This is a genomic window from Streptococcus mitis, from assembly GCF_047462815.1.
GTDB lineage: Bacteria > Bacillota > Bacilli > Lactobacillales > Streptococcaceae > Streptococcus > Streptococcus mitis_DO.
The window spans coordinates 38,614-54,268 of the sequence record NZ_JASHFB010000002.1; the positions used below are offsets into that span (position 1 = coordinate 38,614).

The 15,655-nt window shown below is 39.8% G+C and carries 13 protein-coding genes; 10 read left to right on the forward strand and 3 right to left on the reverse strand.

Going from position 1 to position 15,655, the window contains the following annotated elements:
• Position 1: 1 nt before the first annotated feature.
• From QM865_RS01215 to QM865_RS01225, 3 genes are all read left to right on the forward strand, one after another.
• Positions 2 to 451 (forward strand): threonine/serine exporter family protein, encoded by a 450-nt coding sequence (locus tag QM865_RS01215; protein WP_125443542.1) that lies wholly within the window; start codon positions 2 to 4, stop codon positions 449 to 451.
• Positions 452 to 564: 113 nt separating this feature from the next.
• Complete coding sequence (locus QM865_RS01220; RefSeq protein ID WP_185756862.1) at positions 565 to 1,737, forward strand: hydroxymethylglutaryl-CoA synthase; 1,173 nt, start codon at positions 565 to 567, stop codon at positions 1,735 to 1,737.
• Positions 1,737 to 3,011, forward strand: a complete 1,275-nt coding sequence (locus tag QM865_RS01225) for a hydroxymethylglutaryl-CoA reductase, degradative (protein WP_414305826.1) — start codon at positions 1,737 to 1,739, stop codon at positions 3,009 to 3,011. The genes QM865_RS01220 and QM865_RS01225 overlap by 1 nt, the downstream gene beginning before the upstream one ends.
• A gap of 141 nt (positions 3,012 to 3,152) precedes the next feature.
• Here QM865_RS01225 and QM865_RS01230 read toward each other — a convergent pair whose 3' ends face one another.
• Both QM865_RS01230 and QM865_RS01235 read right to left on the reverse strand, forming a co-directional pair.
• The gene (locus tag QM865_RS01230) at positions 3,153 to 4,118 is read right to left on the reverse strand and encodes a LacI family DNA-binding transcriptional regulator (RefSeq protein WP_125443545.1); all 966 of its coding nucleotides are present in this window, start codon (positions 4,116 to 4,118) and stop codon (positions 3,153 to 3,155) included.
• Entirely contained in the window at positions 4,099 to 5,553 is a 1,455-nt protein-coding gene (locus QM865_RS01235) for a glycoside hydrolase family 32 protein (RefSeq protein WP_261066285.1), read from the reverse strand. Before QM865_RS01235 ends, QM865_RS01230 begins: the two co-directional genes overlap by 20 nt.
• Before the next feature lie 378 nt (positions 5,554 to 5,931).
• Here QM865_RS01235 and QM865_RS01240 point away from each other — a divergent pair, with 378 nt between their 5' ends.
• Together QM865_RS01240 and scrK are read left to right on the forward strand one after the other, a co-directional pair.
• Positions 5,932 to 7,818, forward strand: coding sequence for a sucrose-specific PTS transporter subunit IIBC (locus QM865_RS01240; protein ID WP_261229873.1), 1,887 nt, complete (start codon positions 5,932 to 5,934; stop codon positions 7,816 to 7,818).
• A gap of 149 nt (positions 7,819 to 7,967) precedes the next feature.
• Positions 7,968 to 8,855 carry a fructokinase ScrK gene (scrK, locus tag QM865_RS01245; protein ID WP_000164310.1) on the forward strand — a complete coding sequence of 296 codons (888 nt, stop codon included), beginning with the start codon at positions 7,968 to 7,970 and terminating at the stop codon, positions 8,853 to 8,855.
• 42 nt (positions 8,856 to 8,897) lie between these two features.
• On the opposite strand, the gene QM865_RS01250 is transcribed toward scrK, so the two are convergent.
• A complete protein-coding gene (locus QM865_RS01250; protein ID WP_000076185.1) occupies positions 8,898 to 9,515 on the reverse strand; it encodes a TVP38/TMEM64 family protein in 618 nt (205 codons plus the stop codon).
• A 215-nt stretch (positions 9,516 to 9,730) separates the two neighbouring features.
• Here QM865_RS01250 and QM865_RS01255 point away from each other — a divergent pair, with 215 nt between their 5' ends.
• From QM865_RS01255 to QM865_RS01275, 5 genes are all read left to right on the forward strand, one after another.
• Positions 9,731 to 9,892 (forward strand): hypothetical protein, encoded by a 162-nt coding sequence (locus tag QM865_RS01255; protein WP_414305889.1) that lies wholly within the window; start codon positions 9,731 to 9,733, stop codon positions 9,890 to 9,892.
• A gap of 92 nt (positions 9,893 to 9,984) precedes the next feature.
• Positions 9,985 to 11,142, forward strand: coding sequence for an AbiH family protein (locus QM865_RS01260; RefSeq protein ID WP_414305827.1), 1,158 nt, complete (start codon positions 9,985 to 9,987; stop codon positions 11,140 to 11,142).
• A 153-nt stretch (positions 11,143 to 11,295) separates the two neighbouring features.
• Complete coding sequence (locus QM865_RS01265) at positions 11,296 to 12,867, forward strand: type I restriction-modification system subunit M (protein ID WP_414305828.1); 1,572 nt, start codon at positions 11,296 to 11,298, stop codon at positions 12,865 to 12,867.
• Positions 12,857 to 13,861, forward strand: a complete 1,005-nt coding sequence (locus tag QM865_RS01270) for a virulence RhuM family protein (protein WP_414305829.1) — start codon at positions 12,857 to 12,859, stop codon at positions 13,859 to 13,861. The genes QM865_RS01265 and QM865_RS01270 overlap by 11 nt, the downstream gene beginning before the upstream one ends.
• Positions 13,861 to 15,633: a restriction endonuclease subunit S gene (locus tag QM865_RS01275; RefSeq protein WP_414305830.1), complete on the forward strand. Its 1,773-nt coding sequence runs from the start codon at positions 13,861 to 13,863 to the stop codon at positions 15,631 to 15,633. The genes QM865_RS01270 and QM865_RS01275 overlap by 1 nt, the downstream gene beginning before the upstream one ends.
• Positions 15,634 to 15,655: the final 22 nt, after the last annotated feature.

Here is a 15,655-nt window from a genome sequence, read left to right on the forward strand (position 1 = left end):
TATGACACTAACAACCTTTTTATTACAAGCAGTAGCAAGTCTTCTTGCCATTATCACTTTTTTAATCGTACTCAATGTTCAACGTTCTATGCTCTTACCAGGAGGGATTTTGGGCATGGCTGTCTGGCTGATTTATCTCTTGCTCAAGGAACCGACCAATGTTATTGTGGCTACTTTTATTGCAGCCATTATCGGTTCTTGTATCAGCCAGATTTTAAGTATTCTTTATAAGACACCTGCTGTGGTCTTTATCTTAGCCATCTTGGCACCTCTAGTTCCGGGTTATCTTTCTTATCGGACAACTGCCTTTTTTGTGACGGGAGATTACAGTCACGCCATTGCCAGTGCAACCTTGGTTGTTATGCTGGCTTTGGTGATTTCCATTGGAATGGCTAGCGGAACAGTGATTCTCAGACTGTATTCTCACTTACGAAAACAGCATAAAAGTTAGATTCATAAGGGACTTGATTTGGTGAATCAAGTCTTTTTTCTCTCTTTTACTGCCATTTGTGATAAAATAGTATAGAACGATTTTTTACAATGAATGATAAAACAGAGGTAAATATGACAATCGGTATTGATAAGATTGGTTTTGCGACCAGTCAATATGTCTTGAAATTACAAGACTTAGCAGAAGCGAGGGGAATTGACCCTGAAAAATTAAGCAAAGGACTCTTACTCAAGGAATTGAGTATTGCGCCCCTAACTGAGGATATCGTGACCTTGGCGGCCAGTGCAAGTGACTCTATTTTAACTGAGCAAGAAAGACAAGAAATCGATATGGTCATTGTGGCGACTGAGTCAGGAATTGACCAGAGTAAAGCTGCGGCCGTCTTTGTGCATGGTTTGCTGGGAATCCAGCCTTTTGCTCGTAGTTTCGAGATTAAAGAAGCCTGCTATGGAGCGACAGCTGCCCTTCATTATGCCAAATTGCATGTGGAAAATTCTCCAGAGTCCAAGGTTTTGGTCATTGCCAGTGATATTGCCAAGTACGGTATTGAAACTCCAGGAGAACCAACTCAGGGTGCTGGCAGTGTGGCCATGTTAATTACACAAAATCCACGCATTATGGCCTTTAATAATGACAATGTGGCTCAGACTCGTGACATCATGGATTTCTGGCGTCCAAATTACTCAACAACTCCTTATGTAAATGGTGTCTATTCTACCCAACAATATTTGGATAGTTTGAAAACGACTTGGCTTGAATACCAAAAACGCTACCAGCTTACTTTGGATGATTTTGCGGCTGTTTGTTTCCACTTGCCTTACCCTAAATTAGCGCTAAAAGGCTTGAAAAAAATCATGGATAAGAGCCTGCCTCAAGAGAAAAAAGACCTCTTGCAAAAGCACTTTGACCAGTCTATTCTTTACAGTCAAAAGGTAGGGAATATCTATACAGGTTCCCTTTTCCTTGGACTTTTGTCTCTCTTGGAAAATACAGATAGCTTGAAGGCTGGCGATAAAATTGCCCTTTATAGTTACGGAAGTGGTGCTGTGGCTGAGTTCTTCAGTGGTGAATTGGTTGAAGGTTATGAAGCTTATCTGGATAAAGACCGCTTGAACAAGCTCAACCAACGAACTGCCCTGTCTGTTGCTGACTATGAAAAAGTCTTCTTTGAGGAAGTAGACTTAGATGAAACAAACTCTGCCCAGTTTGCTGGCTATGAAAATCAAGATTTTGCCTTGGTTGAAATTGTTGACCACCAACGCCGTTATAACAAGGTTGAAAAATAATGAAGATAAGTTGGAATGGATTTTCTAAAAAATCATACCAAGAGCGCCTCGAGTTGTTAAAAGCTCAGGCGCTCCTTAGTCCTGAAAAACAAACCAGTCTGGAGCAGGATGAACACATTAGCGTGACTGTCGCAGACCAGCTGAGTGAGAATGTAGTGGGAACTTTTTCTCTGCCTTATTCGCTGGTTCCAGAGGTCCTTGTCAACGGTCAGGAATACACAGTTCCCTATGTGACAGAAGAACCGTCCGTGGTTGCTGCGGCCAGCTATGCCAGTAAAATCATCAAGCGTGCAGGTGGCTTTACTGCTCAGGTTCATGAGCGCCGGATGATTGGGCAGGTAGCTCTTTATCAAGTTGCTAATCCTGAACAAGCGCAAGAGAAAATTGCCAGTAAGAAAGCCGAACTCTTGGAACTTGCCAATCAAGCCTATCCTTCTATAGTCAAACGTGGAGGTGGGGCGCGTGATTTGCATGTAGATCAGATTAAAGGTGAAACAGACTTCCTCGTCGTCTATCTTCATGTTGATACTCAAGAAGCCATGGGAGCCAATATGCTCAACACCATGTTGGAAGCCTTGAAACCAGTCTTAGAAGAACTCAGTCAGGGTCAGAGTCTTATGGGTATTCTGTCTAATTACGCGACCGATTCTCTGGTGACAGCAAGCTGTCGCATCGCCTTTCGCTACTTGAGTCGCCAAAAGGATCAAGGGCGAGAGATTGCGGAGAAAATAGCTTTGGCTAGTCAATTTGCACAGGCTGATCCTTATCGAGCTACTACCCACAATAAAGGGATTTTTAATGGTATTGATGCCATTTTGATTGCCACTGGTAATGACTGGCGTGCCATTGAGGCGGGAGCCCATGCCTTTGCCAGTCTAGATGGACATTACCAAGGTCTTAGCTCTTGGCGCCTAGACTTGGAAACAGAAGAATTGGTTGGTGAGATGACTCTGCCCATGCCTGTAGCGACCAAGGGTGGTTCTATCGGCCTCAACCCTCGTGTAGCCCTCAGTCATGAGCTACTGGGAAATCCTTCTGCCAAAGAATTAGCCCAGCTTATCGTTTCTATCGGTCTCGCCCAAAACTTTGCGGCCCTCAAAGCCTTGGTGAGTACAGGAATCCAGCAAGGCCACATGAAATTGCAGGCCAAATCCTTGGCACTCCTAGCAGGTGCCAGTGAGTCCGAGGTAGCTCCCTTAGTTGAGCGACTCATCGCAGATAAAACCTTTAACTTAGAGACAGCCCAGAGCTATCTCGAAAATTTAAGATCATAAAAAACTCAGACTGATCGGTCTGAGTTTTCTTGTGCTTATACTCTTCGAAAATCAAATTCAAACCACGTCAGCTTCGCCTTGCCGTACTCAAGTACAGCCTGTGGCTAGCTTCCTAGTTTGCTCTTTGATTTTCATTGAGTATTAAATACTTTTTCCAGGCAATAGAGTAACTGGTAAGAAGTAACCGGTTGTTGCGACTTCCTTGCCTTCGATCTTCTGTAAGAGAAGGTCAACAGTGAGTTGGGTAATCTCTTTCAAGGGTTGCTTGATAGTAGTCAATTGAGGGTAGTAATTCTCGATAAAGTAGGTTCCATCATAGCCGATGACCTTGAGCTCTTCAGGGACAGAAATGCCCAGCTCTTGAGCAATTTTAATGACCAAAATAGCTGTCAAATCATCTGAAGCAAAAATGGCATCTGGTTTTTGACGAGTCAAGATATTTTTGATTTCCATTTCTTTTCTGACAGGAGAAAAGTCACTGGAAACATTGATAATAGGTGCTTTGGGGAGAATAGATGCAAAACCAGCGTGGCGTAGTCCAGTTGGCGAATTGGAATTGTCATTACCTGTAATCATGATGATAGACTGGGCACCTGTCTTAACCAATGTCTGGGCTGCGAGAACCCCACCAGCGTAGTTGTCAGAGGAAACGACAGGAATGTCTGGCGATAGGTTTCGGTCAAAGGAAATAATTGGTGCTGTCACTCGATTGTAGTCTTCGATTCCCAAGTTGTGACTACCCGAAATGATGCCGTCCACCTGATTGGCTTCCAACATTTCGATGTATTCGCGTTCCTTCTCAGAATCGTGCTCACTGTTGCAGATGATGGTCTTGTAACCATTTTTGAAGAGTTGGTGCTCCAGCTTATCAATCAATTCTGCATAGAAAACGTTGGAAATATTGGGGAAAATCAGGCCGATTAACTTAGCTGATTTTCCTTGCAGACTACGAGCTAGGTTGTTGGGTTTATAGCCCAATTCCCGCATGGCTTCATTAACCTTTTGAATGGTTTTCTCTGATAAATAGCCTTTTTTATTGATAACCCGAGAAACGGTAGTAGGGCTGACGCCTGCAAGTTTGGCGACATCAGTTAGTTTTGCGACCATAATCTAATTCATAGTAAGTTCCAGTTGGGTTTCCAGATTTAATTAGGATCCCATTTTGGTCCGCATGTGGGAAGACACGACCAGAAAATACTTTTTCTCCTTTATTGATGAAAATTTCAAAGACAGAGTTATCGATGAAGATTGTAGCAGTAGTAGCCTGATTCTCGATAGGGCAAGAACGTGTAGTTCCAAATTCTTGGGCATACTGTTCACCAGCCTGGCTACGATCTACTGTCACTTGACCATTTACAAGGTCAAAGTTGATGGAAAGTCCCTTGCCTTCTTGATCAGCAAGTAAGACAATCTCGCTCTGGCTATTCGCTTCCAAGTTGAGTTCAAGTTCGTAAGTGTTCTTGGTTTGGGCACGGTTTGAGAAGGCTTCTTCAGTAGCACGAAGGTCCTTGATAGCTGCGACTGGGTATTGGTAGAGTTTGCCGTCTTTGATAGTGAGTTCCTTGACCAAAGAGAAGGTTCCTTGGTGGTCAAAACGGTCAGAAGGGTAAGAAACATCTGGCAAGCCAAGCCAGCTAACTGCTAGAGCACGTCCATCAGGAGCGTTGAAGGCTTGAGTTGCATAGGCTTCGAAACCATAGTCCATGTTTTGAAGTTGAGATACATCTACCATTTTAGCATTTTCAGGGTCAAAGGAAGCCCCAATCTTATACATATTTGGAAAGATATTATCGTAGTCTAGAACCTTCTTATCCAATCCTTGTGGGCAGTAGAGAAGGACAGGTTGTTCCCCTACAAAGAACAGATTTGGACATTCCATCATGTAGGCGGTACGGTCGTTAGCAAAGTCAAGGTTGCCAACGGCTTGCCAGTTTGTATAGTCGTTGTCTACAGCCTTGTAGAGACGGACGAAGCCTTTTTTCTCCAAGTCCTGTCCACCGACGATGGCATAATATTGACCTTTAAAGTTAAAAATTTGCGGATCGCGGAAGTGGTCTGTAGAGTCTGCTGGCTGGTCAATCAAAATCTTGTCAATCTTCGTAATCTTTCCATCCTTGTCCATCAAAGCCCCAATCTGGTAAGGGTGACGGATCCAGTTTTCATCGCGAACATTTCCTGTATAAAATAGGAATAACTGATCGCCAAACTGCATAGCAGAACCAGAGTAGGCACCGTGGCTATCTAATGGAGTATCTGGTAAAACTTTGATTCCAGTTTCTTTAAAGTGAATCAAATCATCACTTTCCAACTGCACCCAAGATTTCAAACCGTGGGCTGCACCAAAAGGAAAGTTTTGATAAAAAACAACCCACTTCCCATCAAAGTAGGAAAAGCCATTTGGATCGTTGAGAAGTCCTGTTTTTGGCTCAACATGGTAATGAGTATGCCATGGAGATTGAGCCATATTTTCCTTTATATTTTGAATTTCTTCTTGCGTCCAATCTTGATAAAGTCTGTAACGACGCTCAGTTGTCCATTCCATTCTTTCATTCCTCCAAAAATCTTATCACATTTAATAGTAACCGTTTTCGGAAAAAAAAGCAAGACTTTTATGTTAAAAAAGAGAAAAAACTGTTAAACGTTTATCATAAATTTAAAGCAGGAAATTAATCAACTTTTCAAGAAAATATGAAAGATAATGAAACAAAAGCCTTTTAACTAAGATTTCAAACTTGTTTTTTAAGGAATTCCTGCTAAAACAGTCAAAATCAATCAATCTAAAGCGAGCTTACTAAGTGGATAGAATATTTTTTCTGCAAAACGCTTGACATATTTTTGAAAGATGATAAAATAATACTCGTAGGGCGAGTAAAATCGCTTTCAAACAAGAACAAATTTTTTTATAAGGAGATTTTTGCAAATGACCAATACAGAAATTGCAAAAAAAGTCATCGAAGCCTTGGGTGGACGTGAGAACGTCAACAGTGTAGCTCACTGTGCGACTCGCCTCCGTGTTATGGTAAAAGATGAAGCGAAAATCAATAAGGATGCTATCGAGAACTTGGAAAAAGTTCAAGGTGCTTTCTTTAACTCAGGTCAATACCAAATCATCTTTGGTACAGGAACAGTAAACAAGATGTACGATGAGGTAGTAGCTCTTGGTTTGCCAACATCTTCTAAAGAAGATATGAAAGCAGAAGCTGCTAAACAAGGGAATTGGTTCCAACGTGCCATCCGTACTTTCGGTGACGTATTCGTACCAATCATTCCAGTTATCGTAGCAACTGGTCTCTTCATGGGTGTTCGTGGTCTCTTGACTGCTCTTGGGATGACACTTCCAGAAGATGTGACAACTTACACTCAAATCTTGACTGATACAGCCTTTATTATCTTGCCAGGTTTGGTTGTTTGGTCAACATTCCGCGTATTCGGTGGTAATCCAGCCGTTGGTATCGTTCTTGGTATGATGCTCGTATCTGGCTCACTTCCAAATGCCTGGGCCGTTGCTTCTGGTGGTGAAGTAACTGCAATGCAGTTCTTCGGATTTATCCCAGTTGTAGGTCTGCAAGGTTCAGTTCTTCCAGCCTTCATCATCGGGGTTGTCGGAGCTAAGTTTGAAAAAGCTGTTCGTAAAGTTGTTCCAGACGTTCTTGACCTCTTGGTAACACCATTCGTAACACTTTTGGTCATGTCAATTCTTGGTTTGTTTATCATCGGACCAGTCTTCCACGTTGTTGAAAACTACATCCTTCTTGGAACAAAAGCACTCCTTAACTTGCCGTTCGGTCTTGGTGGTTTCTTAATCGGTGGAGTTCACCAATTGATCGTCGTATCAGGTGTTCACCACATCTTCAACTTGCTTGAAGTTCAATTGCTTGCTGCTGACCATGCTAACCCATTCAACGCTATCATTACTGCAGCTATGACTGCTCAAGGTGCTGCAACTGTTGCCGTTGGTGTGAAAACTAAAAATCCAAAACTTAAAACTCTTGCTTTCCCAGCTGCTCTATCTGCCTTCCTTGGTATTACTGAGCCAGCTATCTTCGGGGTTAACTTGCGTTACCGTAAACCGTTCTTTCTTTCATTGATTGCTGGTGCAGTCGGTGGTGGACTTGCTTCAATCCTAGGTCTTGCTGGTACTGGTAATGGTATCACAATCATCCCTGGTACAATGCTTTACATTGGGAATGGACAACTTCTACAATACCTTCTTATGGTAGCTGTATCATTTGCACTTGGTTTTGCTCTTACTTACATGTTTGGTTATGAGGATGAAAAAGAGGTTGCTACTGAAGTAGAGACAGAACGTTTGGTCCAAGAAGAAACAACTGGTAACATTCCAGCATCTCTTCAAAATGAAACACTTGTAACTCCTATCGTCGGTGATGTTGTCGCTCTTGCTGATGTCAATGACCCAGTCTTCTCAAGCGGAGCTATGGGACAAGGTATCGCTGTGAAACCTAGCCAAGGCGTGGTATATGCACCAGCTGATGCTGAAGTTTCAATCGCATTTCCAACAGGACACGCTTTTGGTTTGAAAACAACTGATGGTGCTGAAGTTTTGATCCACGTTGGTATTGACACTGTATCTATGAACGGTGACGGTTTTGAAGCAAAAGTTGCTCAAGGTGACAAGGTGAAAGCAGGAGATGTTCTTGGAACATTTGATTCAAACAAAATCGCTGCAGCTGGACTTGATGATACAACAATGGTTATCGTTACAAATACAGCTGACTACGCTTCAGTAGCTCCAGTCGCAACAGGTTCAGTTGCGAAGGGGGATGCTGTGATCGAAGTGAAAATCTAATCAATCCTCTCTAATGTGAAAACGAACAAATGACATGTTTGTTCGTTTTTGCTTGAATGGTAAGATTTACAGAGGAAAATCTAAAAAATAGAGAAATTTAGACTTTCGAAATATGCTATAATAAAGAAAATAAAAACAAGAGGTTTATCATGACAAAATTATATGGAAGCTTGGAAGCGGGCGGTACAAAGTTTGTTTGTGCTGTCGGTGATGAAAACTTTAACGTTGTGGAAAAAACACAATTTCCAACAACAACTCCAATCGAAACAATCGATAAAACCATCGAGTTCTTCTCAAAATTCGATAACCTTGCTGGTCTTGCAGTTGGTTCATTTGGTCCGATTGATATTGATAAAAACTCAAAAACTTATGGCTTTATCACGACGACTCCAAAACCAAACTGGGCAAATGTGGACTTGCTTGGTGCCCTTCGTCGCGCTCTAAACGTGCCAATGTACTTCACTACAGACGTAAACAGCTCTGCTTATGGTGAAGTGGTTGCCCGTAACAATGCTGGTGGCCGTATCGAAAACTTGGTTTATTACACAATCGGTACAGGTATCGGTGCAGGTGTCATCCAACGTGGCGAGTTTATCGGTGGTGTGGGTCACCCTGAGATGGGTCACTACTATGTGGCTAGACACCCAATGGATATTGAAAAAGAGTTTAAGGGCGTTTGTCCTTTCCATAAGGGATGTTTGGAAGGCTATGCAGCTGGTCCAAGTTTGGAAGCTCGTACAGGTGTTCGTGGGGAAAATATTGAACTCAATAACCCTGTTTGGGATGTTCAAGCCTACTATATCGCTCAAGCTGCGGTTAATGCGACAGTGACTTTCCGCCCAGACGTGATTGTCTTTGGTGGAGGGGTCATGGCTCAACAACACATGCTGGACCGTGTCCGTGAGAAATTTACATCTCTTCTCAATGGTTACCTACCAGTACCAGATGTGCGTGATTACATTGTAACGCCCGCAGTCGCAGGAAATGGTTCTGCCACACTTGGGAACTTTGTTCTTGCAAAAGAAGTTTCAAAATAAAGCACAAAATCCGCTTGGGAAACCAAACGGATTTTTTACATGTCAAAGCATTTGCCAGAAGAAGTCGATAATATAGGTTAGACCGTAGGTATAAACCACGAGGGTAAAGGGTTTGGTCAGAATGATGATGGTCATATAGCGCTTGAAACTCATCTTGGTCAGGGCAGCCAGCATACAGAGAAAGTCAGCTGGACTAATGGGCCAAATCATCATAAAAATAAAGAAACGGTCAAAACGATTGCCCTTATCCAACCAGCCGATATACTTGTCATAGGTGCGCTTACTGACGACAGACTGAACAAAGGCAGCTCCGTAGAGGCGCACCAGATAAAAGATAATGGCACAGCCAATCACGATTCCGATATAGTTGTAGATAGTACCGATGATGTGACCGTAGATAAAGACCCCAGCGACGGAGGTCAAGGCTCCTGGAATGATAGGAACGACAGTCTGTAAAATCTGTAAAAAGATAAAGAGAGGTGGCCCCCAGATACCTGCCTGCTGGATAAAGGCAGAGAGGGTTTCCTTAGACTGTAAAATCCCAGCCTGATAAGCCCAAATACAGAAAATCAAACTCCCAACCCCACCGACAATCGATGAGATGTTGATAACTCGCTGCAGAAGGGGAGAAACAGCTTTCATTTGTTTATCCTGTGACATGTAAACTCCTCATAGATAGTATATTTCTACTATACCATATTTTGGAGGAGAAAGGGGGAATGAGTGTTTTTGATGAGAAATAGATGAGAATATAGGCCTTCGAGACTTAGAATAGGCCTATTCCCTAAATTTTATATGCATTCTAAGTCTCGAATGATTGTAATTCCATAAATTTAAAAGTATTCTACGTTTCGAATAGCTTATCTGAGAAAATTTTGAGGTCTTCAGCCAGTGCAGAAGCCTACCCTGAAAAGAAACACCTGACTCAACTCCTCAAGGAACTCAATAGCATCCGAGATAGCAAGCGCCGTCTTATCGCTAGTAGCAAAAAAGATAAAAAGACCAAACCAGCAGAACCAGCTCAAGCAGTAGGATAAAGATAACCCCTTAGAAGCGGATTTCTAAGGGGATTTTTGTGGTTTCGTGGTATAATATAATTAATTATCTATTATATAGAGGAGAAAAATTCATGGCAGATACAATCTTAATTCTTGGTAATGGTTTTGATATTGCAATGGGTCGAAAAACAAAGTATACAGATTTTATTGCGTTTGAAAAACAATTATTTTCTAATCCAGATGAGAAATTACTGGAGTTTCTAAAAGATAAAAATATTAGTATTGAGAAATACAAAGATAATTTATATTTGAAATTTATTAATAAAAATAAAGATACGCTTGGTGAAAATTGGTCTAATATTGAAATTATGATTTCTAAACTTACAGATGCAATGATGTATTTTAAAGAAAATAGTGAAGTATTATTTGAATGTACTGGATATGCTAATTATAATGAGTTTGATAATATTCTTCCAGATATTAGTAATTACAATGCAAAACATTATCTAGTTGAAGTAATTGAAGAAGAAATCAAAAGGACAGAATTCGAGAATACAGAAAAAGAGCAGCTAATAGAGCATCTTGAGCTTATCTTCGTCAAGTCACTTGATTTATTAATTGAACTACTAGAAATCTATCTGTCTTATTTAGATTATATAGATTTTGATGTTCAAAAGATTGAAGCAAGGCCAACAGCTCTAAATGCAATATCAGATTTATCAAATTCTTCGGTTCTAAACTTTAATTATACTAATACATCAGGGTATTTATTTGGGACTTCTGAGGAGAAAACTCATTTCATACATGGGCGAATTGATTTAGATAGAACTTTCAGTCGTATCAATACTATGGTTTTTGGAATTGAAGATAAAGAAATTAATGTTAATAGTGATTTGATTCCTTACCAGAAATACTATCAACGAGTTGTTAAAGAAACTGGAAAAAAGTTTGAGGATTTTTTTGGTATAAGAAATTTAAAGAAAAGAGATATCCCAGGAAGCAATTTACAAACCATCCAAGGTACTTCTAAAAATATAGTTGTGTTTGGTCACTCTGTAGATCCTCTAGATAAAGAGATATTTCAAAAATGTTTTGAATTAACAAAAACAAGGAAATATAATTCTAGATTCATTTTTACTTATTTTGATGAGCATGCTAAACGTTCGATTATTAAGAATCTCGCAATCATCCTTGGGAAAGAAAAACTGATAGAGTTAACAGGGAAACGTAATGTTGTATTTATAAAGAGTGATGATAAGGACCGTATGAACAAAGAGCTACTACCTTAATAAAGTCAAAAAATAATTGAATTTATAGAGTGCAATTATAAAATCATATTTAAAAATAGTTCATCCCCCACTCGCTCTTCTCCCTTCGAGTAGGTTTTCTTAAAATATGATAAAATAAAGAGATAATACATTTATTTAATAAGGGAAGTAAAAATGGCAAGTAAAGAAAATGCAGAACGCAAGGAGCTGCATCGTAAAATTTGGGCGATTGCGGACGATGTTCGTGGTGCTGTAGATGGTTGGGATTTTAAGCAATATATCCTAGGTATCCTTTTCTATCGCTTTATTTCAGAGCATATGGCTGATTATTTTGACCGCGCTGAGCATGAAGCTGGCGACTTAGAATTTCGTTATGCTGAATTGAGTGACCAAGAAGCTGAGCAAGATTTCAAACCAGGAACAGTTGAGGATAAGGGATTCTTTATTCTTCCGAGTCAACTATTTAAAAATGTTGTCGAGAATGCCTCGCAAAATGAAAATTTAAACGAAGACTTGGCCAATATTTTCCAAGCTATTGAGAAATCAGCGATTGGCTTCAAATCAGAGGATGATATCAAAGGTTTGTTTGATAACTTGGATACACGAAGCAATATCCTTGGTGGAACTGTTCCAGAAAAAAATAAACGACTTTCTGACATTCTAAATGGTATCAATAGTATTAACTTTGGCAACTTTGAGGAAAATGACATCGATGCCTTTGGGGATGCTTATGAGTTCTTGATTTCCAACTATGCTAGTAATGCAGGAAAAAGTGGGGGTGAATTTTTCACACCTCAGACAGTCTCTAAACTACTAGCTCGCCTAGTGATGGTCGGCAAGGACAAGATTAACAAGGTCTATGACCCAACATGTGGTTCAGGCTCTCTTCTTCTTCAAATGAAAAAACAATATGAAGACCATATTCTAGAAGATGGATTCTTTGGTCAAGAAATTAACATGACGAACTATAACTTGGCTCGTATGAATATGTTCTTGCACAATATCAACTACAATAACTTTGATATTAAGCGAGGAGATACCCTTTTAAATCCTCAACATTTAGAAGAAAAACCATTTGATGCTATCGTTTCTAACCCCCCGTATTCTGTCAAATGGGTGGGAGATGGAGATCCAACTCTAATAAATGATGACCGCTTTGCGCCAGCTGGTAAGCTAGCTCCTAAGTCAAAAGCTGACTTTGCCTTTATCATGCATAGTCTAAATCACTTGTCCAATAAAGGTCGAGCTGCTATTGTATGTTTTCCAGGAATTTTCTATCGTGGAGGAGCTGAAAAGACCATTCGTCAGTATCTAGTAGATAACAACTTTGTTGAAGCAGTGATTTCTCTTCCAGACAATCTCTTCTTTGGAACTTCTATCGCAACGACGATCTTGGTTTTGGCAAAAAATAAACTAGAGAACAAAACGCTCTTTATCGATGCGAGTAAGGAATTCAAAAAAGAAACTAACAACAATGTTTTGACGGATAGCAATATCGAACATATAGTTGAATTATTCTCTAATTATCAAAATGTTGACTATAAATCTGCTCTTGTTGATAATGATGTGATTGGTTCAGAGCAGGATTATAACCTATCTGTTTCAACCTATGTCGAACAAGAAGATACACGTGAGAAGATTGATATAGATGTTCTCAATAAAGAAATAGCTGAGACTGTTGCCAAAATTGACCACTTGCGTGCAGAGATAGACAAGATTGTAGAGGAGCTGAGCTATGGCAAATGATGTGATTCTCTATAGAACTGATGACGGGGAGTCTGCTATTGAACTTCATTTGGATAATGGAACGGTTTGGCTGAGCCAACAAGAACTAGCTGAGCTCTTTCAAACTTCCAAGCAAAATATTAGTAAACATATCAAGGCTATCTTTGAAGACTGTGAATTGGATGAAGCAGTGGTTGTCAACTATCAGTTGACAACCACTCGACACGGTGCAATGGCTGGTAAAACTCAGTCAAAAAAAGTCGCCTTTTATAATCTCGATATGATTTTGGCGATTGGTTATCGTGTGCGTTCCCCTCGTGGAATCCAGTTCAGACACTATGCTTCGACAGTCTTAAAAGAGTATCTGATCAAAGGCTTTGCCATGGATGATGAGCGCTTGAAAAACTTGGGTGGAGGCTCTTACTTTAAAGAACTCCTTGAAAGAATCCGAGACATTCGCTCGAGTGAAAAAGTCTTTTACCGTCAGGTCTTGGATCTCTTTGCTACATCAAGCGACTACAATGCAAATTCACCAGAGGCAAAGAAGTTCTTTGCGACGGTTCAAAACAAGATGCATTATGCTATTCACCACAATACTGCCAGCGAACTAATCTACAATCGTATTGATAGTGAAAAGGAGTTTCTGGGCTTAACTACCTTTAAGGGCGACCTCCCTACTCTATCTGAAGCAAAAGTTGCCAAGAATTATCTGACAGAAAAGGAACTCCGTGGGCTTAACCAGCTTGTATCAGGATATCTAGACTTTGCTGAAAGACAGGCAGAGCGAGAAGAAGTCATGACCATGGCTGACTGGGTGGCTCACGTTGATCGAATACTTCAGGCTACTGGAGAAGACTTGCTGGACAATAGTGGTTCTATCTCTCGTGAACAGATGAAGCATAAAGTAGATAAGGAATATAAGAGCTACCAAGCCAAGACCCTCAGTCAAGTTGAAAAAGATTATCTCAAGGAAATCAAAAGTATTGAAAATCTAGCCAAGGAAGGAGGTAACTAATGAACATCCTAGAAGAAATCCAAAACTGTCCTGTTGAATGGAAAGAGTTGGGGGATAAAAATGTAGCGAAATTATCTCGTGGCAAGGTAATGTCAAAACAGTTCTTAGAAGAAAATAAAGGAGAATATCCAGTATATTCTTCTCAAACAGCTAACAATGGGGAAATTGGAAGAATTTCAAGTTTTGAATACGATGGAGAATATATAACTTGGACAACTGATGGGGCAAACGCTGGAACAGTTTTTTATCGCAAAGGAAAATTTAGTATCACCAATGTCTGTGGATTAGTAGAGATTAATAGTGCCCAACTCCTTACAAAGTTTGTTTATTATTATTTAGCGATTTCAACTAAGAAATATGTTTCATCTGGAATGGGAAATCCAAAACTGATGTCTAATGTTATGGGGAAAATCAAAATCCCCATTCTTCCCTTAGAAATTCAAGAAAAAATCGTACAAATACTTGACAAATTCACCGATTATGTTACAGAATTGACCTCAGAATTGACCTCACGTAAAAAGCAATATTCTTATTATCGAGATAAACTCTTATCATTTGAGGACGAAGTTTATCAGGTAGAGTGGAAGAAGTTGAACGAATGTCTTAAAAAAGGAAAAGGAACTAAAATTACAGCTAGTCAGATGAAATTACTTCACAAAGATGGTGCGCCAATCCGTATCTTTGCAGGAGGAAAGACTTACGCTGATGTGAACTATGGAGATATTCCCGATAATGATATTCACACAGAAGAGGCAATTGTTGTAAAATCTCGTGGAATTATTGATTTTGAATACTGCACAGAACCATTTAGTTTTAAAAATGAATTTTGGTCATACAGTTCAGACAATGAAAATATCAATTTAAGATATATTTATCATTACTTAGTTCATAATAAAGAACATTTTCAAAACATCGCTAATAATATGCAGATGCCACAAATTTCTAGTAATGATACTGAAAAATTTAAAATTCCAGTCCCTTCCCTCGAAATTCAATCTCGCATTGTTCAAGTTTTAGACAACTTTGATACGATTTGTCATGACCTCAACATCGGACTGCCCAAGGAGATTGAACTACGTCAAAAACAGTACGATTTTTTTAGAGAAAAACTCTTGACATTCGCCGCCGAAGGCGTGTACACTGAGAGTAGAGTAGAGGAGTGGGACAACTCCGCTATTATCAAGCTTTTACAGTGGGTATTTGGACCAATTCGAGTGAAGTTGGGAGCAGTTGCAGAATATAGTCAAAAGAGGATTAGTGTGGCAGATTTAACTCCTGAAACTTATGTTGGAGTTGATAATTTGTTGCAAGATAGAAAAGGGAAAGCAGTTGCTACATTTTTACCTGATCAAGGAAGTGTTACAACCTATAATCAGGGTGATATACTGATTGGTAATATCAGACCTTATCTCAAAAAAATTTGGTTTTCGAATCAAGTTGGTGGGACAAGTGGAGATGTCTTGACAGTTCACAATTCTATAATCTCTTGTATGGAAAACAAATATTTATATTATATTTTGTCAGATGATCGATTCTTTTATTATAATGTGCAATATTCAAAAGGTTCTAAGATGCCCCGAGGAGATAAGCAAGCTATTATGCAATATAAGTTTATCTTACCGCCCCTTTCCGAACAAGTAAGAATCGTCTCCACTCTTGATAATTTTAACACCTTAACCAACTCTCTTTCTGAGGGCCTTCCAAAGGAAATTGAACTAAGACAGAAACAGTATGAATACTGGAGAGAACAATTATTAAACTTTACTAGATAAATTCTTTAATCATTATGAGATA

Bases quoted from the DNA above. Each gene is read 5' to 3' on its own strand.
- QM865_RS01215 (WP_125443542.1), top strand. From the start codon at position 2: ATGACACTAACAACCTTTTTATTACAAGCAGTAGCAAGTCTTCTTGCC.
- QM865_RS01220 (WP_185756862.1), top strand. From the start codon at position 565: ATGACAATCGGTATTGATAAGATTGGTTTTGCGACCAGTCAATATGTC.
- QM865_RS01225 (WP_414305826.1), top strand. From the start codon at position 1,737: ATGAAGATAAGTTGGAATGGATTTTCTAAAAAATCATACCAAGAGCGC.
- QM865_RS01230 (WP_125443545.1), bottom strand. From the start codon at position 4,118: ATGGTCGCAAAACTAACTGATGTCGCCAAACTTGCAGGCGTCAGCCCT.
- QM865_RS01235 (WP_261066285.1), bottom strand. From the start codon at position 5,553: ATGGAATGGACAACTGAGCGTCGTTACAGACTTTATCAAGATTGGACG.
- QM865_RS01240 (WP_261229873.1), top strand. From the start codon at position 5,932: ATGACCAATACAGAAATTGCAAAAAAAGTCATCGAAGCCTTGGGTGGA.
- scrK (WP_000164310.1), top strand. From the start codon at position 7,968: ATGACAAAATTATATGGAAGCTTGGAAGCGGGCGGTACAAAGTTTGTT.
- QM865_RS01250 (WP_000076185.1), bottom strand. From the start codon at position 9,515: ATGTCACAGGATAAACAAATGAAAGCTGTTTCTCCCCTTCTGCAGCGA.
- QM865_RS01260 (WP_414305827.1), top strand. From the start codon at position 9,985: ATGGCAGATACAATCTTAATTCTTGGTAATGGTTTTGATATTGCAATG.
- QM865_RS01265 (WP_414305828.1), top strand. From the start codon at position 11,296: ATGGCAAGTAAAGAAAATGCAGAACGCAAGGAGCTGCATCGTAAAATT.
- QM865_RS01270 (WP_414305829.1), top strand. From the start codon at position 12,857: ATGGCAAATGATGTGATTCTCTATAGAACTGATGACGGGGAGTCTGCT.
- QM865_RS01275 (WP_414305830.1), top strand. From the start codon at position 13,861: ATGAACATCCTAGAAGAAATCCAAAACTGTCCTGTTGAATGGAAAGAG.